The organism is Pristimantibacillus sp. Z349TD_6, assembly GCF_056173205.1.
This window is the reverse complement of record NZ_CM149662.1, coordinates 7,821,478-7,842,723: the sequence shown is the minus strand read 5'-3', so window position 1 is coordinate 7,842,723 and position 21,246 is coordinate 7,821,478. Positions and strand designations below refer to the sequence as shown.

Below are 21,246 nucleotides of genomic sequence, written 5' to 3'. Positions count from 1 at the left end.
TGAATCCAGATCAGCATGCGTGAAAAAGAAAAAAGGAAGGCGCCAAGTGCGCCTTCCTTTTTGTTTTAACCTACCTCTGGTTTGAGCAGTCGAATAGGTGGACCGATCGTCAGCTCAACTTTATTAATGCGATGTTTGCTTACTTCACGAACGGTAAAGGTCAAATTATGAAAGCCAAATTGTTTGCCTGGCTTAGCTTCTTCCATTTCACTGTACAGCCAGCCGCCGACCGTGTCGACCTCTTCATGCTCAAGCTCGGCTCCTATGAGGTCGCCTAGCTCAGTGAGCGATACCTTGCCATCCAGCATATATGAGGTATCCGACAGCATCTCGATATCTTTGCGTTCATCGGCATCAAATTCATCTCTGATATCGCCGACAATTTCCTCCAAAATATCCTCAATCGTTACAAGGCCGGAAGTGCCGCCATACTCATCTACGACGATCGCAAAGTGTACGCGCTCCTGCTGCATCCGTTTTAGCAATGTCTTGACAGGCATCACCTCGGATACGGACATGACAGGCTGTATAAGTGTTTGCAAATCAATTTCTTTGTTTACTTGATATTGAAGAAACAATTGCTTCGTGTTGATCATCCCGACGATATGGTCTTTGCTGTCGCCGGCAACAGGGAAGCGGGTATACTGTTCCTTGCGAATAATATCCATGTTTTCTTGCAGCGTATTGTTCTTATATAAGACGGTCATGTCTGTACGCGGAACCATAATTTCTTTAGCTAAAATTTCATCAAAAGCAAAGATTCGATTTACGTAACCATATTCCGTATTGTTGATTTTACCGCTCTCTAAGCTGTCTGTTAAAATAATTTGAATTTCTTCTTCGGAATGGGCGTTCTCATGCTCCTTCGCTGGCTTTAAGCCAAACAAACGAACCAACGCATTGGCAGATCCATTCAAGACCCAGATGAACGGGTACATGACTTTGTAGAAAAGAATAATCGGTTTTACGACAGTGAAGCTGACAAGCTCTGCCTTCTGGATGGCAATGCTCTTAGGAGCAAGCTCACCAACGACCACATGGATAAATGTGATGAATAGAAAGGCGATTAGAAATGACAAAATGTGACTCAAATTACTGTTTAGATTCCATTGCTCGAATAGAGGGAGAAGCAGTTTTTCAACGGTAGGTTCTCCTAACCAACCAAGTCCGAGCGCTGTAATTGTAATGCCAAGCTGACAGGCAGATAGGTAACCATCCAAATTGCTTACAACACGTTGAACGGCAATTGCGTTTTTCTTGCCTTCAACGACTAACTGGTCGACACGGCTGGAACGAAGCTTAATGATTGCAAATTCAGTAGCTACGAAAAAAGCGGTTAACACAATTAGTAAAGCAACTAAGAGCAGATTAAGTCCTATACCCATAATAAATGTTCACAATCCTTCTTATTCGTATTTAATTGATGTTATTTAATAGTACGAACTTTCTGCCAATTCATCAAACCGCTGAAAGAGGGTTATACGGCTGCAAAAGCTCAATTTTACCGATTTAGAGAAGCCAGTAGAACAATATTAGCCGATACCTAGCGATTACGAGATTATTTGTCTGGTTTAATGAATAGTTCTTATGAACTTGAAATGAATAAAAAAAAGAACGGCAGCAGGCCGTCCATTTTTTTTGAAATATAAGAAAGGATATGATTTACTGTTACTTACCTTATATTTCGTAGTCCAGGCGATATTAAAACTTATTTGCCTGCTGCTCTGACCACTCACCGATGACAGGCAGCTTATTCAGCTTCCCTTGCAGCGTGAGCAGCATGAGGCCAATCCATGCAATAAAAGCGGCTAGACCGAGCAATATCCCTAGCAGCCAACCAATTATCGGGATAAAGCCTAACAAAATATTAGCGGCGATGAAAGCGACCGATAAGACGATAGACTGTACAGCATGCAATCTAACGAAGCGGCTCTTCTTCTCTAGCACAAGGAATATAATGCCGGTTATAAAACCTGCCAGGTAGCAAAGCAAGCCTGCTACTTTCGGATCAAGTCCCGTTGATGAGCTGTCTGGATGTAAGGATGGAGGTTGATTCAAGAGATTCACCCTTTCTATTTTACCTATACTTGCAATGATTGTATTCGTCATACATTTTCAGTAGACCTCTTTATTTTATAAAATATTATCCAAAATTGGTATCAAAACTTTGTAAAAGGTTTGTAACCTGTTTCGACAAATTATCGTCTAAACTAAAGAATGCGTATTTATAAAAGAATTGATAAGATAGGAGAAGTCATCATATTATGAATAAAATGAATAAACGCAGATGGTTAATTGCTGCATCAGCTGCAGTAGTGCTTCTTGGTGTTGTTGGTTTTTTCAACAGAGGAACATTGGCTATGCTAGGGTTTGATTGGTTTCTGGAAGGTCAGGTAAAGAAGCAGCTCGAGCAATCTTATAAACCTATCGATGGACGGGAACCCGTTCCAGTGAGTACAATTAATAAGAAACAAGATCCATTCTCCATCCTGCTGCTCGGCATTGACCAACGCGGCAAGGAGACTGGACGGTCGGATACGATGATCTATACGGTCGTTCGTCCAAATGACGGCGAGATGCTCATGGTTTCCATACCCCGTGATACGTATGTAGATATCGTCGGTAAAAATAAAGAGGACAAGATTACGCATGCATATGCTTTTGGCGGTGCGGGAATGGCAATGAACACGGTTGAGAAGTTTCTAGACACACCTATTCAATATTATGCTTCAATTAACTTTGAAGGATTCCGTAACGTGATCGACACGCTTGGCGGAATTTCGCTTCCTATTGAAGAGGATATTGTGAACAAAGATGCTGATCATGAGAAATTTGTCATTAAAGCAGGCCAGGACACTTACAACGGTAAGGATACACTGAACTATGTTCGTTATCGTGAGGATGCTGGCGGCGATATCAATCGTACAGAGCGTCATCAGATTTTCTTGAATCTTCTTATGGATAAAGCGAAACAAATGAATCAATGGTCCAAAATTCCTGAGCTTATGGATATTATGGGCGATAATTTCAGTACAGATATGCGTCCGCAGCAGCTAGTCGATTTAGGTCAAATCATGCTCATGGCGAAGGATCGCAAAATCTACAGCCATTCGCTGCTTGGTGATGGACATCGCTTGAAGAGTGGCGGAGCTTGGTATTATTTTGCCGATGAAGAAGATTTATCGAAGGTACAGACCATGATCAAAAACTGGTTAGATGCAGATACACCTGCTTCCAGCTTAATATTGCCTGATAAGTACAATGAAGATAAGGTCAAAGATGTAGGTGCATTATCAAGCAGCGAAACGACGACTAAGCAGCCTTAATGCTGCTTGCTCCGCTCCGTCTTGCTGCTTTAGGACCAATGGGAATGGAAAGAGCAAACGGATCGGAGTGGTTTAAGAAAAATGAATATCGCGTTTTTTTTGTTGCCGAAGCAAGAGGTTGTGTGTGTTACTCAGGATGTAACGTTAAGACAAACGCTAGAGCGTATGGAGTATCATCGCTATACGGCGGTTCCTATCATTAATGATGATGGCGGTTATGCAGGTACGGTTACGGAAGGCGATTTGTTATGGTATTTTAAAAATCATGCTGACTTATCACTGGAACAAACCAATAAGGTGAAGCTAATTGATGTACCGCTTCGTATGAACAACAAGACGGTACGAATTGATGCCAATATGGATGATCTGATCTCGCTGGCGAAGGTGCAAAACTTTGTACCGGTTGTCGATGATATGAACCGTTTTATTGGCATTGTACGCAGAAGCGAGATCATTGATTATTGCCAAAAAATTATTATGGAGCAGCATAATGTGCTGCAGGATAAATAAGAAACGGCAGCGATTGGGATCGTCTTCAGGTACTATTTTCAAACTAGGCAGGGCAATATAATAAGCAATAAGACGGAATAAGCTTGCTGTTCCGTCTTTTTCTTTTATAGGAAGCGCCTAAGCGGACGTTTCGACTAAAGAGTGTGCCTGCTGGAATGTGAGTGATATGTTTAGCTTTTATGCTATAATGAGTTGTAAAAGTTTCGTAAGAAACCAGATTATATAAGCAAGAGGTGAACGGTTTGAGAACCGGCTTGAAACCAGTGCTGTGGAGCTTTGCGGCACTCCTTTTATTATTGTCCCTTCTAGTACCGCTATTTAATGTAATTACCATGCTGCTGCTTATGGTGCCGTATGTCGTGCTGTATACGATACTGTCGCCAAAGTCATTTGTGCTGCATCTGCTTCCGGTATGGGCGCTGGCATTTATTATCGGCGGGCCAGCTACACTTATTATCGGATTGTTTTTCCTCATACCGTCTATTGTGATGGGCCACTTGTATATGAAACAAGCGCCTGCCTCAAAAGTCCTTCGGACGGTCAGCGTCGTCGTTCTTGCTCAGTTGATGCTTGAGTTGATCATATTCGAGGCGTTCTTGAATATTTCGCTCATTAAAGAGCTCAGAACATTTATAAGGTCAACAGTCGATGAACTGATGACGAAGCAGCTGCTTCCTACAGAATGGAATTCGGATCTAACTGAGGTTGTTGCTCGTACGATGGTCAATTCTATTCCTGTAACCTTTATTATTATCGCTTTCGTACTCACTGCTATATCGCAATTTATAGCTCGCAGAGCTGTAAAGTGGAGCGGCGGCCCGGAAGTGCCTAGGTTTACGCGTGCCAAAGACTGGCGTTTGCCTCGTATACTCGTTGTGCTTTATTTAATTACTTATGTAATCGAGCTGTTCTCGTCGACGACGAGCGATTCTTTTTTTGCAGTGGCTTTGATGAACTTGGTACCTCTGCTTAGTTATGTTTTTGCGTTTCAGGCTGTCGGATTTTTCTTTTTCCTTGCTCATCAGCGAGGATGGAACAAAGCGGTACCGATTCTTATTGCGATTCCGGTGCTATTGATCCCGCCGCTTAGCTTGATCGGCGTGCTGGATACTGCTTTTCCAATCCGCAAGTCGTTTACGAAACCATAGCACAGGAGCGGATAGGAAATGCCGAAGTTTTTGGTTACACGATGGCACGGAATGCATCAAATGTGGGCCTTTGCATTGATGGTGCTCATGTCAGTGGGACTTGCATGGTTCGAGTGGCTGCTTGGGCTGCTCGGATTACTGCTCACGGCCTTGGTATTGTTTTATACCATAATGGCAGAACGTGCTTTCCGCAAAGATTTGAAATCGTATCTAGGCACGTTGTCCTACCGGGTTAAAAAGGCAGGAAACGATGTCGTCAGCGAGCTTCCTTTCGGAATTATTTTATATAACGAAGATCGTATGGTGGAATGGCATAATCCTTATATTGCTAATATGGTGGAGCGGGAAACCGTCATTGGCGTTCCGCTTGCGGAGCTGTTCCCATCATTGCAGCAAGTGAAGGAACGCGAAGGAACGATTGAAGCTACAGTAGGCTCGCAAGTTTACCAGCTGATTTTCAAGCAGAAGGAACGCATTCTTTATGTGAAGAACATTACGGATCTGTGGCAGCTTGGTCGCAAATACGATGATGAGAAGCTCGTTATCGGTATTGTAATGATTGATAATCTTGAAGAAGTTACGCAGGGTCTCGACGATCACCAGCGCAGCTCTATGCTCTCAAAGGTGACGACGGAAATTACCGAGTGGGCTCAAAAATATCATATTTATTTGAAGAGGCTCACGTCGGATCGTTTTCTGCTCGTGACGGATCAAAAAACGTTAAAGCAGCTTGAGCAGTCTCGTTTTGTCGTGCTGGACGAGGTTAGAGATATTACCGGCGATCACAAAATTCCGGTTACGCTGAGCATCGGTTTTGCGGCAGGGGCTGAGCATATCATCGAGCTCGGTCAATGGGCGCATATGAGTCTTGATATCGCGCTCGGACGAGGCGGCGACCAAGCAGCGGTGAAGGTTGGCAGTCGGCAATCCTTTTACGGCGGCAAGTCGAATGCGGTGGAGAAACGGACACGCGTGCGCGCACGGGTGGTCGCACATGCATTACGTGATCTGATACGCGAGAGCCATAACGTAGTCATTATGGGGCATAAAATGCCCGATATGGATGCGATTGGAGCAGCTATCGGTGTTATGAAGGCAGCGCAGCTGTTCGGCAAGGAAGCTTATATTGTGTTAGAAGGCGTAAATCCAGCCATTCAGAAAATGATGGAGCTCATCCGCGAAGATGAGAAGCTGTCCAAACGCTTTGTCTCACCAGAGCAGGCCTCGGCATTGATTACACCTCAGACGCTCGCTGTCGTTGTTGATACGCACAAGGTATCGATGGTGAAGGAGCCTAAGCTTCTTACACAGACAGAACGCATTGTTGTTGTCGATCATCACCGCCGCAGCGAGGAATTTATCGCGAATGCGATATTAATTTATATGGAGCCTTACGCTTCATCAACATGTGAGCTCGTAACGGAGCTGCTGCAATACATCCATGATCGAGTTGTACTCGATGTACGGGAATCAACAGCTTTGCTTGCCGGTATTACGGTAGATACAAAGAGCTTCTCGCTTCGCACTGGTGCGAGAACGTTTGAAGCGGCATCGTTCCTGCGCCGCAATGGGGCAGATTCGATGATGATTCAGCGGATGCTGAAAGAGGATCTTGAAGAATACGTGCGCAAGGCTGAAATTATTAAGCATGCTGAGGTGCTTTATGAGCATGTCGCCATTGCAGTAACCGAAAGCGGTCGTAAATATTCGCAGCTGCTCATCGCACAATCAGCGGATACGCTGCTGAATATGACGGATATACTCGCTTCCTTCGTTATCGGAGAGCGCCAAGATGGACTTATTGGCATTAGTGCGCGTTCACTAGGCCATATGAATGTACAGGTCGTCATGGAGAGAATGGGCGGAGGCGGACATTTGACGAATGCTGCCGCTCAGCTGGAAGGCTCTGTGGTGGAAGTAGCGGAGCGTTTGAAACAAGTGTTAGAAGAAATTGAAAAGGAAGAGGGGTTATTTGAATGAAAGTAATCTTTTTGCAGGATGTTAAAGGGCAAGGGAAAAAAGGGCAAGTAAAGGATCTGTCCGAAGGGTATGTACGTAATTTTCTATTGCCGCAAGGGCTTGCGAAGCTGGCATCCGACGGCAACCTGAAGACGCTTGAAGTACAGCATGCTTCTGAACAGAAGCGCAAGGATAAGGAAAAGCAGGACGCGCAAGAACTAGGCAAGAAGCTTGAAGAGATGACCATCGTAATTAAGACAAAAGCAGGCGAGGGCGGCAGACTATTTGGTGCCATTACGAGCAAACAAATTGGCGAAGCATTAGCGGCGAAAGGCATTAAAGTAGATAAACGCAAAATCGAGCTTGATGATCCAATCCGTACGCTGGGTGTTACACAAGTCGTTGTGAAGCTTCACCCTGAAGTGAAAGCAAAGCTGAACGTGCAGGCGTCTGAAGAATAGAGCAGTCTAAAGTATAAGCCAAGGTTTGTTACAGAACCTTGGCTTATGCTTACGAAGTAGGTTTTTTTGAAAAACTTAGCTATATGCTTACGATGTAGGTTTTCTTCGAAAACCTAAGTGTATGCTTACGAAGTAGGTTTGCTACGCAAACCTTTTAGGAGGGGCCCATGAGCACTGAATTGATGTTTGATCGTGTTCCACCGCAAAACTTAGAAGCGGAACAAGCTGTTATCGGAGCGATATTGCTGCAATCAGAAGCCTTGATTACAGCGATGGAGCGCGTGCGCAGTGAAGACTTCTACAGCGGTCCTCACAGACAAATATATGAGGCGATGGTTGAAATCGCGGAGAACAACCAGCCGGTTGATCTCGTGACCTTGACTGCGCATTTGCAGGATCAGCATTTGCTTGAGGAAATTGGCGGAGTCAGCTATTTGGCGAAGCTTGCCAACTCGGTGCCAACCGCAGCAAACGTTGACTACTATGCACAAATTGTAGAAGAGAAGTCGATGCTGAGGCGCCTTATTCGCACAGCAACAAACATCGTATCCGATGGTTATGCGAATTCGGAGGATGTAGGTGTACTTCTCGGAGATGCAGAGAAACAAATTCTCGAAATATCGAATCGCCGCTCCGGCAGCGGGTTCATCTCCATTAGAGACGTATTGATGGAGGTATTCGAGAAGGTAGAGCAGCTGTACCAGGATAAAGGCGGCACAACAGGCATTCCATCCGGATTTACCGATCTGGATCGGATGACGGCCGGCTTCCAGCGAAGCGACTTGATCATCGTTGCTGCCCGTCCTTCTGTAGGTAAAACGGCATTCGCGCTTAACGTAGCACAAAATGTCGGCGTTCGCGCACGCGAGACCGTCGCGATCTTTAGTCTCGAGATGTCAGCGGCACAGCTTGTACAGCGTATGATTTGCGCAGAAGCAAATGTAGACGCCCAGCGGATGCGGACAGGGCACCTTGAAGGCGATGACTGGGAAAAGCTGACGATGGCGATTGGATCGCTTTCGGAGGCACAAATCTTTATTGATGATACACCGGGCATTACAGTCGCAGAAATTCGCGCCAAATGCCGTCGCTTGAAGAAGGAAAAAGGGTTAGGCATGATCATGATAGACTATTTGCAGCTCATCTCCGGCCGCGGCAAAGCGGGCGAGAATAGGCAGCAAGAGGTTTCCGAAATTTCACGTACGCTGAAGCAAATTGCGCGTGAGCTAGAAGTTCCCGTTATTGCACTTTCTCAGCTGAGCCGGGGCGTTGAGCAGCGGCAAGACAAACGTCCGATGATGTCCGACCTTCGGGAATCGGGATCTATCGAGCAAGATGCTGATATCGTATCGTTCCTTTACCGGGATGATTATTACGACAAAGAGTCTGAGAAAAAAGATATTATCGAGATCATTATCGCTAAGCAGCGGAATGGACCGGTAGGCACGGTTGAGCTCGTGTTTCTCAAAAAGTACAATAAATTCGTAAGTATCGATCGCGCGCATCAAGATCCGATGCAAGCGTCGTGAATATCCGAACAATTGCATGTGTAGTTATGCAATTGTTCGTTTTTCGTTTGACTTCTCGATGTTGGACTGCTACACTATTAATGCTGTCTTTTGACTTGTGACACGGGCCCTTTTATAAAAGGTTTGCTGGTGTATAAAGCATTGGGACGGTAATTTTCGGTGCTTATAAACACCGGACGGGGGTATAATTATGTCTACGGTTGTTGTAGTTGGTACACAGTGGGGAGACGAAGGTAAAGGCAAAATCACTGATTACTTGGCAGAGGGAGCCGACGTCGTCGCTCGTTACCAAGGAGGAAACAATGCCGGACACACCATCCTTATTGATAACAAAAAATATAAATTGACGATGATTCCATCGGGTATTTTCAATCATGATAAAACTTGCGTCATCGGTAACGGAATGGTTATTAATCCGGAAGCTCTGATTGACGAAATTAACTATATTCACGAAAATGGCTTCTCTACTGATAATTTGAAAATTAGCGATCGCGCTCATGTCATTATGCCTTATCACCTTGTGCTTGACGGTCTTGAAGAGGATCGTAAAGGCGATAATAAAATCGGCACAACTCGCAAAGGGATCGGCCCTTGCTACATGGATAAAGCGGCACGCAACGGCATTCGTATTGCTGATTTGATGGATGCTGAGGAATTTGAATCCAGAGTTCGCAGCATCATCATCGAGAAAAACCAATTGATTGAGCAAGTATATGGCGGAGCGCATCTTAATGCGGATTCCATTGTTGCGGACTATCTTGGTTATGCAGAAGTGCTTCGCAAATATGTAACAGATACTTCTGTTATTCTAAACGATGCTATCGATGCTGGTCAGAAGGTTTTGTTCGAAGGCGCTCAAGGCGTTATGCTTGATATTGACCAAGGAACTTATCCGTACGTAACATCATCCAACCCATCAGCTGGCGGAGTTTGTATCGGTTCTGGCGTTGGCCCGTCAAAAATCCAGCAAGTTATTGGTGTTGCTAAAGCATACACAACTCGTGTAGGCGATGGTCCTTTCCCAACAGAGCAAGACAACGAAATCGGTCAAATGATTCGTGACAAAGGCCATGAATACGGTACAGTAACAGGTCGTCCACGCCGCGTTGGCTGGTTCGATACGGTAGTTGTTCGTCATGCACGCCGCGTTAGCGGTATTACAGGTCTTTCTCTGAACTCGCTAGACGTTCTTACAGGCCTTGAAACAGTTAAAATTTGCACAGGCTACAAATTGCGCGGCGAAGTGATTGATACTTACCCAGCAAGCCTCAAAATGGTATCAGAGTGCGAAGCGATTTACGAGGAGCACCCAGGCTGGTCAGAGGATATCTCTGGCGCGAAAACACTTGAGGATCTTCCAGTGAATACACGCAATTACTTGAACCGTGTATCCGAGCTTACAGGGATTCCAATTGCGATTTTCTCCGTAGGCCGTAACCGCGAGCAAACAAATCCGGTTCGTCCGATTTACGAATAAAACGTTTTTTACAAAGGGTGGCCTGCGGGCCATCCTTTTTTTTTGTATATAAAAATGTTGAAAACTCGCTTTAAAACACGCAATTTATAGGAAATTAATAGAGTTTAGAAGAATGGTTGTCCCTAATGTTGACCATAATGGTATATAACAGATTATGGCAATTGCAGCTGCTAAATAACAATTTTTCAGCTGCTGAACGAAGGGATTGGTGCGGCAATGTTGAAAAAAGTAGAATGGCTGGCGAAAATTGTAGCAGCAGGATTAATCGTAAGCTTCTTATCCATTTGGACGACGGGATATATTGTAACCAGCTATGTGGAAACGATATTAAAACAATTCAATTTACCGCTTGAAGTGCCGCCGATGGCGATGTCAGGCGTATGGGGCAAACTATGGGGAGCAGATCCGCTGGTAACGACGGATATTGCAGATAAAGAAGAGAAGAAGACTATAGTTGATGGTGAGGACACTCCAGCAACAGATACAGGTGAAAATGAGCAGGCTGATCCACCGGCAGCCATCGACGCCTTTGGACAAGCAACGGATGCTCCGCTTACCGATATGGGCATTGGCGGGGGCACCGAAGCAGGAAGTGGAGCAAAACCTGAAGATGGCAGTGTTGAAGAGGGAACAGCAGGTGTTGATGATACTGAGACAGCGATGACAACGGATGATTTAACTGAGGTAAAGGATCAAATGAGCGATGAGGATAAGGAAAAGTTATTCAGTCTGCTTATGACAAAATTACCGCAAGAATCGTGGCAAACAATCTCTCAATATATCGAAAATGGGCTGACAGAACAAGAGTTGACAGAGATTCAACAAATAATGGCACAACACCTCGACAAGACCGAATATGGGCAAATGATGGAGATTCTGAAAAAATATTAATATTGTGAATAGGGTGTAAAGGTTGCTCCAATTGTTGGGCATATGTTACAGTATTAGGCGAACGATCCGACAGGATAATTCGTCTTTTTTTATGTCGGAAATCGGAAAAAAAGTTGCATTAGCGCGAAAAGGAGACAATCATGACCGTTTTCAGGGACAAGGGTCGGATTCAGAAAGTATGGAATCAAGCGATTCAGTACTTTCGGCATGACCGATCGCAACAACTGGATGGCAAGACACAGCAACAATCCGCAAGTGATCAGGCAAACAAGCCGTTTTGGCGAAAAAAGCCGGTTCAGTTAGCGGGCGGGGCGCTCGTACTCCTCACAGTAGCCGGATTTAGCGGAATCCAATATGTTCAAGCAAACACAGTCGAATTTTATAACGTATATATGAATGGAACAGCCGTTGGAACCGTAAGTGATCCACAAGAAGTAGAGCAGCTAGTTTTGCTGGAAACCGAAGAGGTTCAGCAAGCTAACCCGGGAATTAACATGGTGCTTGATACAGGAACAATTACCTATGAGCCTGATCATGCATTCAAAGGAACTCCAGAAACTGCTGGTACGCTGGACAAGCTTGAAGGGTTGTTTACCTCTCATGCGGTTGGTGTCGAAGTGAAGGTTGATGGAAAAGTCATCGGCATTGTAAAAGACCAACAGACAGCAGATGAAGTTTTATTGCGCGTGCAAAGCAAGTTTGCACCAAAGCTTGCCGCAGCGAAGAAGGAAGCAAAGGAAGTGAAGTCGCTTTCGTTCAATGCAAAGGATGCAAAGCCGCCAGCGCTTGATTCGAAGGCAGCCTCTAAGCAGCCTGGGCGTGAAGTGACAGAAGTTGAATTCATTGAAGCGGTAATGATGGAATCAATCGATACCGATCCAGAACAGATCATGGAAGCAGAAGCTATTTATAAGATGCTGGTTCAAGGCAGTATTCAACCAACTAAATATACGGTACAAGCAGGCGATTGCGTCGGCTGTATCGCACAGAAATTTGATATTTCCCCAGAGGTTATTTATAAGAATAACGCATGGATTAAAGATGATAAGATAACGATTGGTGATGTTCTTGATCTAACGGTGCTCCAACCGGAGCTCACAGTAAAGACAACCGAGAATTTAGTTGAAGTTGAAACGATTGAACCACCTGTTGAAATTAAGAAAAATGCGAGCATGCGTGTAGGCGAGTCGAAGACGATAGCAAATGGTACGGCTGGCTCTAAACGAATGACTTATCGAATCGTGAAGCAAAATGGTTACGTCGTATCCGAAGAGCTACTCACGAAAGAAGTAATTAAAGAAGCGACTCCAAAAATTGTTGAACGAGGAACGAAGGTTGTTTTGGGCGAAGGATCAGGACGGTTTGCAATGCCTGTCTCCGGATCTAGAATGACTAGTAAGTTCGGGAAACGTTGGGGACGCATGCATAACGGTATTGACCTTACTGGCAACAAGAGCATTCTTGCATCCGATACAGGAAAAGTTGAGTTTGTTGGAACGAAGCCGGGTCTAGGCAAAACGGTTATTATCAATCATAAGAACGGCTACAAAACCGTATACGGTCACCTTAGCTCTTACAATACCAAAGTAGGGGATATTGTTGAGAAGGGTGAAAAGATTGCTATCATGGGCAGTACAGGAAACTCTACTGGCGTTCATTTGCATTTTGAAGTACACAAGGACGGCGTCTTGCAAAATCCATTAAAGTACTTATAACATATACCCATAATTTACTAGAGAGAAACACTTTTGCTATAAGCGAAGTGTTTCTTTTTTTTGCGTATAAAATGATGTGTATGGACATGGAGTATTTAACTTATTCATGCAGTGATGGCGGACTGAGGAAAAACCTTTCAACATGAGGGAAGTTTCATTGTGAAGCAAGGGATAACAGTGTTAAAATAGAAGGTAATAAAAAGGACAAGCGACGGGCGGGTGTAGCGATGCACGGAAAAATATTAGTGGTCGATGACGAACAGCCGATTGCAGATATTATAAAGTTTAATTTGGAGAAGGAAGGGCATCAAGTTATTTGCGCTTTCGATGGCGGTGAGGCGGTTCGGCTTGCGTTCGAGGAGCTTCCTGATCTTATTTTGCTGGACCTGATGCTGCCTGTAAAGGACGGTATGGATGTATGCCGCGAGGTTCGTGCCAAGCTGCAAATGCCAATCATTATGCTGACGGCCAAGGATACGGAAATTGATAAGGTGCTTGGGCTTGAGCTGGGCGCTGATGATTATGTGACAAAACCATTTAGCACAAGGGAATTGCTCGCGCGAGTGAAGGCGCATCTGCGCAGGCAGCAAAAGACAGAAGAAGCTGCAAGCGGTGATCATTCTGGCAATGCCGATCATTCCGCCGAGCAGGAGCAGCAGGGCTTTAAGCTGTTCAACCTATTTGTGGATACAGATATGTATGTCGTTTATAAGGACGGCGTGCCGCTTGATCTGACACATCGTGAGTATGAGCTCGTTTATTATATGGCCCGCAACAGCGGCAAGGTGATGACGCGGGAGCATTTGCTTCAAGCCGTATGGGGATTTGAGTATTTCGGAGACGTGCGAACGGTTGATGTTACGATTAGAAGATTGCGCGAGAAGATTGAGGATGATCCAAGTCGCCCTGAGTACATTATGACACGGCGCGGTCTTGGCTATATGATGCGCAACTCCAAGTCCGGAGGCTTCGGCCCAGGATGAAGGGCAAAAGTTTTTTTCGCACAATCCAAGTAAAGCTGGTCATCATCTATTTGCTGCTTATATTAGTGGCTATGCAGTTGATCGGGGTTTATTTTATAAGTACGGTCAAAAACTCCTTAATTGACAGCTTCACGAAAAATTTGAAGGAGCAAGCGGATATTTTATCTAAGTTTGCAGCTCCGAGCTTAGCGGCTAAACCGGATACTGAGGGTGATTCTGCGGAAAGCACGACAGAGGATCTTAGTTTGGTCGTTCGCAATCTGTTCAGCATTAGCGGTGCCGAGGTGCAGGTGCTTGATTCGAACGGGAAGATGGTAGCGACGTCCGTTCAAAGCAACGAGACCTATATTGGTCAGAAGAACAAGTCGCTTGCTGTAAGCCGGGCACTTCAGAACATTACAGACAATGAGCAAGAAATTATAGATGATGATAATACACGCAAAAAGATGATTGCCCAGCCAGTGACGATTAATGACAACAAGGTGGTTGGGGTTGTATATGTCGTTGCATCGATGAACGAGCTGTATGAGACCGTCAACAGGGTCAATCAGATCTTTTTCTCAGGGACGCTTATTGCGCTTGGTCTCACGGGTGTGCTTGGCATATTGCTTGCTCATACCATTACGAGCCCGATTCAAGGTCTGACGAGGCAAGCAGAGGCGATTTCACAAGGGAAATTCGATCTGCAGGTGCCCGTGCTTGGCGATGATGAGATTGGCAGCTTGAGCGTTGCCTTCAACGATATGACGATTCGGCTTAAAGAAGCCCTATCGGTTAATGAAGAGGAAAATGAAAAGCTGAATTCCGTTCTCTCCAACATGAGCGATGGCGTTGTTGCTGCGGATGAGAACGGCAAGGTCATCGTATGGAACAGGAGAGCGCTAGAACTGCTCGATGTACGCTCCTGTGAAGGACTTGAGTTATCCGAGTTGTTCGATCTATCCGAGGAGCGGCTCGAAGAGCTGCAGCAAGGGCGCGGTCAGACACTGCTTATTGAACGTGATGAGGATGGGCAGGAGATGAACGATAATGACGAAGGGCTGCTTAAAGTGACATTTACGCCTATTCATCGTCGGGATAAGGGCATTACCGGAACGATAGCTGTCTTGCAGGATGTGACAGAGCAAGAGAAGCTTGAGCAATCGCGGCGTCAGTTTGTCGCGAATGTATCGCATGAGCTGCGTACACCGCTTACTACAATTAAGAGTTATGCAGAAGCACTTAATGACGGTGCGCTGGATGAACGGGAGTTATCCGAACGGTTTGTTGGCGTTATTCGCAATGAAACGGAGCGGATGATTCGGCTCGTTACTGATCTGCTGCATTTGTCGCGGCTCGATTCAAACCAAGCACCGCTGCGCCGCAGACAGACAAATGTTCATGACATGCTTGATGAAGTGGCTGATCGTTTCTCATTTCAGCTTAGGCAGAAGTCGATTAAAGCCGCAGTGAGCGTTGATCAAGGGCTGGAGTCCGCATGGCTGGATCGCGATCAGATCGATCAGGTGCTTGATAATTTATTCTCCAATGCAATCAAATATACGCTGGACGGTGGAACGATTGAATTAACGGCGAAGAAGCCGGCCGATTCGGCGTCACTTTCAATTAGTGTGAAGGATACTGGCATAGGAATTCCGAAAAAGGATTTGAATCGTATTTTTGACCGCTTCTATCGTGTAGATAAAGCACGCTCACGCAATATGGGCGGTACAGGCCTTGGGCTTTCGATTGCCCGGGAAATTGTGAAGGCACATAGCGGTACGATTTCACTTGATTCCGAGCTAAATGAAGGAACTACGGTTACATTCACTCTTCCACTTCTACAGGAAGGGGGCGAGCTGGCATGAAAGAAAAAATAAAGACAACAACGCTTATCCTGCTGGTTGTGCTTAGTCTCCTTCAAAGCTATTTGCTTGCATACAGCATGCCTGGTCTTGGCGCTACAGTAAGAAGCGATCAGGATTATGTGAATTCGGAACCAATAGGAAAACCGACAAGCGTAGAGAGTGTTATTTTTCCAGAGGCGTTAGTTATCCACTTAGGCGGCAATAAGCATACCATCATCTATCCGGGGACACAGTTCTACGAGATGATTCTTAACCAGCGCATTCAGGGTAGAGAATTTAAAGGGTTCCAGCGAAGCCCTTCGGATGTGCTCAACTGGGAAGAAATTCGCAAAAACGATATCGGTATCGAGCTTCGCTTTGATAACGGCATTCCAGTAGAGCTGCTGCAGAAGCTGCTTAAGCTGGAAGGCGATTTGCTGTTCTTGAACGAAACGATTGACCGCATCTGGATTTTCAAGACGTCGGGCACCGAGGAAATTCGAACGTTCTTTTTTAGCGCTGATGGCGAGATGGTTTATGAGTCCGTTCGAGCGGATCTAACGGTACGCGATGTGCAGGACTATGTGGGGTTCGGTCAGTTCCAGCCTAAGTACACCATGACAGCAGACGGTCTTTATATTCCGGTTGCGCCGATTCAGTCAACGGAAATCGTATTTCCTTACGAGACGTATTCGCCGGATTTGATGAAACGAAGCTTATTTTTCGATCAAAGCACAACAAGAGCAATTGAAGACCGAGGCGGTTCGCAAATTTATACAGACGGCAAGCGGGGATTGCAGGTAGAACAGAACGGCAAGTGGATCAGCTATACAGATCCAAGCGCTCCGCAAATTACGGAAAACTTGCTTAGCGACAATGTGTATGCCTCAGTAGATTTTGTCAATCAGCATGGCGGATGGGACGGCACACATCGTTTTGTGAATGCTATGCCAGGCAGCGAAGGCAAGGATATTAGATTTAAGCAATATGTCGAGCAGTATCCTGTTATGGACACGAAGCCGTTCCGCTATGGGTACATGAGATTGAGGCTTCAGCAAGGTGTCGTAACTGAATATTCGAGAACACTTATTACGCTTGGAACGCAGTCGGAATCGAGGAATGTTCGTTGGTTGTCAGGCGGGGAAGAGCTGGAGAAAATGCTCAGTAATTACGATAGACGCAGTGAAGTGACAGCATTGTTCCCAGCGCTGCAAGCAGCTCCGATCGATGAGAACAGACTTCGGTTCATCCCGGTATGGGCTGTTCGCTTGAAAGACGGTACGGAAGAAATATTGGTAGAGGCTTATCGAAGCGGATTTACACCGCCTGAGCAGAAGGATGAGGACGCTGTGCAAGGTGAGGCTGATGGCAATTCAGATAAGCCAAATGATACGACAGCTACAGCAGCTAATGCTGCAGGAGCCGTAAGCTTATCAGCAGGTGCGAGCCAGATTCGTTCGCTTAATGGACCATAGAAATAGGATACGAAAACAGGAGGTGAAGGCGATTGGATTGGGGACGAGCGAAAAACGTGCTTATTATTTCGTTTTTGCTGCTCAATGTATTACTTGGTTATCAGCTATGGCTGGATATCAGGGAACAGTTGAACATTAATGTAAATACGGCGGAGCTGCCGCAGGATAAGTTACTGCTCATGCAGCAGAAGCGTATTTCGTTAGAAGCCAATCTGTCGCTGGAAACACCTGAGCTCAAGGACTTAACTTATTTGCTCCACTCTGACAGCCGCAAAAATGCGGAGCCAGTTATATTGAAAGAGCCGGTGGATAGTACGATCATCTATTCCAAAAAAGAATTAATAAAGACACTGGGAGATCGTATTCCTGAGCTTGATCAATATGCATTTGATTTGCTGAACAGCAGTGTAGGCGAGTCTGTTTTTTATCGAGTAGTAGAAGGACGTCCGATGTTTGATGTGAAGCTGAAACTTTATATTAAAGATCAGAAGATTACTTCTTTTTTGCAGGATCGCGTAGAGCTGCTTGGATCAGGTGAAGCCAAGCAGGTACTGCCAGCTGCCAAGGTGGTAGCGAGCTTGATTGAAACTTATTTACCCGATGGTGCGGTCATTACCGATATCCAGCTTGGCTATAAAGGACAAATCTTTGATTCGGAGCGTCAAGTGTCGGTGCCGTCATGGCGTGTTATGCTGGAGGACGGCCATCTGTTTTACGTGCATGCCATCAGCGGCGAGGTTGCAACGGATGATGAGCAAGGGGAAGCGGCAGCGAACGGTTTACGTTAACGGGAGCAGGAGAAGGGACAGGAAAAAGCAATTATGGGACTTCGATTTACAGTACTAGGAAGCGGATCGACCGGCAATGCAACCATCGTGCAGGGGAATGACAAGATGGTCATTGTAGATGCCGGTATGAGCGCGAAGAAGCTGGATGAACTCATGCGCGAGCGCGGAGTAATGGGTCATCAATTGGACGGGCTGTTCGTCACACATGAGCATTCCGATCATATTAAGGGATTGGGAGCTTTTGCAAGGAAATATGATTTGCCCATTTATGCAAATGAGGCAACGTGGGCTGCAATGGAGAGGCATGTTGGCACGATTGCTCCAGAGAAGCGAGTGTATATGGAGACAGGTGAAGAGGTGAACCTCGGTTCAATGGCCATTCAATCGTACCCGATCTCTCATGATGCGGCAGAGCCTGTAGGTTATTGCTTTGTAGAGAATGGCGAGAAGCTGAGCCTAGCTACTGACCTTGGGTATGTAAGTGAAAAGGTCAAACGTCAAATTATTGATTCCGATGTGCTTGTGCTTGAGGCCAATCACGATACGGAAATGCTTCGCATGGGGCGTTACCCGTGGAATACGAAGCGCCGGATATTGAGCGATGTTGGCCATTTATCCAATGTGGCTGCAGGCGAAGCGCTGCTAGAGCTCATGACAGATCGAACAAAACGCGTTTATTTGGCTCATTTGAGCCTTGACCATAATTTAATGGATTTGGCAATGCTGACCGTGAATACTATATTAGAGGACCATGGAATATTTTATAAGAAAGAAGAACACCCTCTACGCGCAACCTATCACGACCGACCTACGTCATGGGATGTAGTGAAGCAGAAATAAGGGATTCCAGCTGTGCATCAAGCGCATCCGCTTTAGCACTTAGCTCTTCTCTAGTAAGTATGCCCTTATCGATAAACAATTCTAGCATCGCACTTAAGGTGAGAACGGTACGGTAGTGATCATCCTTTAAATCCGCTAGCTTTGCAGCAAGCTGAACATGTTCCCAAGCGACAGGCGTTTTGGATTTCATATATCATTTCTCCTTTAGTGGAACGACTTTTGAAGCGCAACAAAAAACTTCTGATAAGCATCGCATGATTCTATTATTATTTTAGTCATTTCTTCCGAAAACATTCCTAGATTCAAAAAAATAGTCTTGATGTCCGAGGCATTGAGAGGGGCGATAGTAATGAGCTTATTCGACGACGATTTTTATTCAACCAAAGTATCCAAGCGTGCTGCTCGCGAGAGTAAGAAAGGAGACTTTGCATTTCGATATAAGAGCGGTGGACGCAAGTGGTCCAACGTTCGTATTGCATTTGTATCTTCTATCACGAGCGCGGTAGCTGCAACGTTGTTGTTCGGTGCTGTGTTTGGCGGCGGAGGCAGTGGTACGACCAGCGGCGGGGGCGGCGCACCGGTAACGGGTGGTATACAAGTGATTGATCCGCTTGAGCGTCCTATACAGGCTTCAGCGAAAGTAAGACCGGCCGTCGTAAGCGTCATTAATCAGCAAATGTTCTCTCTTGGCATTGGAAAAGACAAATCGCAGCCGGAAAAAGAAGAAGGCAAAGGTACGCTTCGCGAAGCGGGTGTGGGCTCAGGTGTCATCATTAGCAAGAAGGATGGCAAAGCGATTATTATTACGAATTATCACGTCATTGATCAGGCACAAGCGGTAAAGGTTGTACTGATGAATGGAGAAGCGCGTGAGGCACGTATTGTCGGTAAAGATCAAATTACGGATCTTGCAGTGCTGGAAATTGACGCAAAAGGAATCGAAGTCGTTGCAGAAATTGGCGATTCGTCTGCGCTTCGCCCTGCTGAATATATTATTGCGATCGGCAACCCGCTCGGACTCGGAGAGTCTGTGACAACGGGCAGCGTGAGCAAGACAAGACAAATTGTGCCGGTATCACTTAATCAAGATGGAGTATACGACTGGGAACAAGAGGTTATCCAGATAGATGCATCCATAAACCAAGGAAACAGCGGCGGACCGCTTATCGATTTGAATGGACGTGTAGTTGGCATCAACAGTATGAAAATAGCTGATCTTGGCGTAGAGGGCATTGGCTTTGCTATCCCAATCAATCTGGCTATGCCGATTGTTGAAAGCTTAATTAAGCTGGGCCATGTGCCGCGTCCATATCTTGGCGTATACACGATGGATTTGGAGCAATATTGGGAGCAGCAGGACTTTGAGGATGCGTACAGCAATCCTGGCGAAGGCGGGATTTTGCCGGAGGGCGATGTCCCTCATGACGAAGAAGAGGCTGACCCAGGCGATGATCAGATTCTTGAGGGCGGACAGAAGCTTACGCTGCCAGACGAGGTTTACGATGGTGTAATCGTGCTTGAAGCGGTTGGTCCTGCTAAGGATGCAGGTTTGCTGTTCAATGACGTGATCGTTAAGCTGGATCGTCATCCGATCAGCAGTACGATGGACCTTCGCAAATATTTGTACCAACAGAAGAAGATTGGTGACGAGATTGAGATTAGCTTTTACCGTGATGGGAAGTTGAAGGTTACGAAGTTTAAGCTGGCTGAGAAGACAGATGAGGAATAAGTTCGAGTGCATAAGCTGGATAAAGATTGGTTAGTTCAAGCTTATTGAGCTGGAATCTTAGGAATAGCTCGAAGGAGCCGCGGTATGCAAATGGTAACCCATTTGTGTGCTGCGGTTTTTTTTGTGCGTGGATGTGGGGAGCATACTGGGATAGGGATCGTGCGGAGATAATACGAAAATTGTCGTCTTCACATGGAGAGGCGTTTTCTGATATGCTGTGTATAGACAATAAGGACGACCATCAACTAGGGATAGGAAGCGTGCAGACGATGTATTGTGTATGTAAAGAGCATATTGAAAAAGCATTGGACCGTTTTGTAGATGAGTATGAGGATGCACCAGACGTAGTAGATCTGAAGGAAACACAATTCGCAGATTGGGATCCACCGCGCAAATGTGATTTTTGTGAAGAACCAGCTACTTTTTTGGTGGTTTAACTGACCGTAGAGCAGGATCTAAAGAGTTATGTCCGAATAGTGTGAAGGTAATAAGAAAGACTCGAATATTGAGGGTATATAGGACTTTATGTCCGAAGAGCTTATCGGACTGAGGAGAAGATCCGAGATATAGAGGATTTAAAGGACAAAAG

19 protein-coding genes are annotated in these 21,246 nt (G+C 45.6%); 16 read left to right on the top strand and 3 right to left on the bottom strand.

The features are described 5' to 3' along the window. Window positions 1-65: 65 nt before the first annotated feature. Both AC0VYE_RS33990 and AC0VYE_RS33985 read right to left on the bottom strand, forming a co-directional pair. Window positions 66-1,385, bottom strand: coding sequence for a hemolysin family protein (locus tag AC0VYE_RS33990; RefSeq protein WP_076266563.1), 1,320 nt, complete (start codon window positions 1,383-1,385; stop codon window positions 66-68). A gap of 316 nt (window positions 1,386-1,701) precedes the next feature. After that, window positions 1,702-2,109, bottom strand: a complete 408-nt coding sequence (locus AC0VYE_RS33985) for a DUF4870 domain-containing protein (protein ID WP_256710809.1) — start codon at window positions 2,107-2,109, stop codon at window positions 1,702-1,704. Window positions 2,110-2,264: 155 nt separating this feature from the next. On the opposite strand from AC0VYE_RS33985, the gene AC0VYE_RS33980 reads away from it, so the two are divergent. The 14 genes from AC0VYE_RS33980 (at window position 2,265) to AC0VYE_RS33915 (ending at window position 18,928) form a co-directional block, all read left to right on the top strand. Continuing rightward, window positions 2,265-3,326: an LCP family protein gene (locus AC0VYE_RS33980; RefSeq protein WP_256710808.1), complete on the top strand. Its 1,062-nt coding sequence runs from the start codon at window positions 2,265-2,267 to the stop codon at window positions 3,324-3,326. An 81-nt stretch (window positions 3,327-3,407) separates the two neighbouring features. Beyond that, window positions 3,408-3,836 carry a CBS domain-containing protein gene (locus tag AC0VYE_RS33975; RefSeq protein ID WP_076266562.1) on the top strand — a complete coding sequence of 143 codons (429 nt, stop codon included), beginning with the start codon at window positions 3,408-3,410 and terminating at the stop codon, window positions 3,834-3,836. A 242-nt stretch (window positions 3,837-4,078) separates the two neighbouring features. After that, entirely contained in the window at window positions 4,079-4,984 is a 906-nt protein-coding gene (locus tag AC0VYE_RS33970; protein ID WP_076266561.1) for a DUF2232 domain-containing protein, read from the top strand. A gap of 18 nt (window positions 4,985-5,002) precedes the next feature. Next, entirely contained in the window at window positions 5,003-6,964 is a 1,962-nt protein-coding gene (locus AC0VYE_RS33965; RefSeq protein WP_475445290.1) for a DHH family phosphoesterase, read from the top strand. Next, window positions 6,961-7,404, top strand: coding sequence for a 50S ribosomal protein L9 (gene rplI / locus AC0VYE_RS33960; RefSeq protein ID WP_076266559.1), 444 nt, complete (start codon window positions 6,961-6,963; stop codon window positions 7,402-7,404). The genes AC0VYE_RS33965 and rplI overlap by 4 nt, the downstream gene beginning before the upstream one ends. A 167-nt stretch (window positions 7,405-7,571) precedes the next feature. After that, complete coding sequence (gene dnaB / locus AC0VYE_RS33955) at window positions 7,572-8,933, top strand: replicative DNA helicase (RefSeq protein ID WP_076266558.1); 1,362 nt, start codon at window positions 7,572-7,574, stop codon at window positions 8,931-8,933. A gap of 190 nt (window positions 8,934-9,123) precedes the next feature. Next, on the top strand, window positions 9,124-10,410 hold the full coding sequence (locus AC0VYE_RS33950) for an adenylosuccinate synthase (RefSeq protein ID WP_076266557.1): 1,287 nt from the start codon (window positions 9,124-9,126) through the stop codon (window positions 10,408-10,410). A gap of 216 nt (window positions 10,411-10,626) precedes the next feature. Next, on the top strand, window positions 10,627-11,301 hold the full coding sequence (locus AC0VYE_RS33945) for a hypothetical protein (protein ID WP_475445287.1): 675 nt from the start codon (window positions 10,627-10,629) through the stop codon (window positions 11,299-11,301). Window positions 11,302-11,441: 140 nt separating this feature from the next. Further along, window positions 11,442-13,016, top strand: coding sequence for a M23 family metallopeptidase (locus AC0VYE_RS33940; protein WP_076266555.1), 1,575 nt, complete (start codon window positions 11,442-11,444; stop codon window positions 13,014-13,016). Window positions 13,017-13,243: 227 nt separating this feature from the next. Then, the gene (gene yycF, locus AC0VYE_RS33935; protein WP_475445285.1) at window positions 13,244-13,999 is read left to right on the top strand and encodes a response regulator YycF; all 756 of its coding nucleotides are present in this window, start codon (window positions 13,244-13,246) and stop codon (window positions 13,997-13,999) included. Then, entirely contained in the window at window positions 13,996-15,846 is a 1,851-nt protein-coding gene (gene walK / locus AC0VYE_RS33930; protein WP_076266553.1) for a cell wall metabolism sensor histidine kinase WalK, read from the top strand. Before yycF ends, walK begins: the two co-directional genes overlap by 4 nt. Continuing rightward, window positions 15,843-17,300 carry a YycH family regulatory protein gene (locus AC0VYE_RS33925; RefSeq protein ID WP_475445283.1) on the top strand — a complete coding sequence of 486 codons (1,458 nt, stop codon included), beginning with the start codon at window positions 15,843-15,845 and terminating at the stop codon, window positions 17,298-17,300. The genes walK and AC0VYE_RS33925 overlap by 4 nt, the downstream gene beginning before the upstream one ends. A 32-nt stretch (window positions 17,301-17,332) precedes the next feature. Beyond that, window positions 17,333-18,088, top strand: a complete 756-nt coding sequence (gene yycI / locus AC0VYE_RS33920; RefSeq protein WP_339205778.1) for a two-component system regulatory protein YycI — start codon at window positions 17,333-17,335, stop codon at window positions 18,086-18,088. Window positions 18,089-18,121: 33 nt separating this feature from the next. After that, window positions 18,122-18,928 (top strand): MBL fold metallo-hydrolase, encoded by an 807-nt coding sequence (locus AC0VYE_RS33915; RefSeq protein WP_475445280.1) that lies wholly within the window; start codon window positions 18,122-18,124, stop codon window positions 18,926-18,928. Here the strand turns inward: AC0VYE_RS33915 and AC0VYE_RS33910 are convergent. After that, the gene (locus tag AC0VYE_RS33910) at window positions 18,897-19,118 is read right to left on the bottom strand and encodes a hypothetical protein (RefSeq protein ID WP_076266549.1); all 222 of its coding nucleotides are present in this window, start codon (window positions 19,116-19,118) and stop codon (window positions 18,897-18,899) included. The two genes, AC0VYE_RS33915 and AC0VYE_RS33910, sit on opposite strands and share 32 nt — an antisense overlap. A 159-nt stretch (window positions 19,119-19,277) precedes the next feature. On the opposite strand from AC0VYE_RS33910, the gene AC0VYE_RS33905 reads away from it, so the two are divergent. Further along, window positions 19,278-20,657 (top strand): S1C family serine protease, encoded by a 1,380-nt coding sequence (locus tag AC0VYE_RS33905; protein ID WP_475445278.1) that lies wholly within the window; start codon window positions 19,278-19,280, stop codon window positions 20,655-20,657. A 269-nt stretch (window positions 20,658-20,926) separates the two neighbouring features. Further along, complete coding sequence (locus AC0VYE_RS33900) at window positions 20,927-21,094, top strand: CxxH/CxxC protein (RefSeq protein ID WP_063847536.1); 168 nt, start codon at window positions 20,927-20,929, stop codon at window positions 21,092-21,094. The last annotated feature ends 152 nt before the right edge of the window (window positions 21,095-21,246 follow it).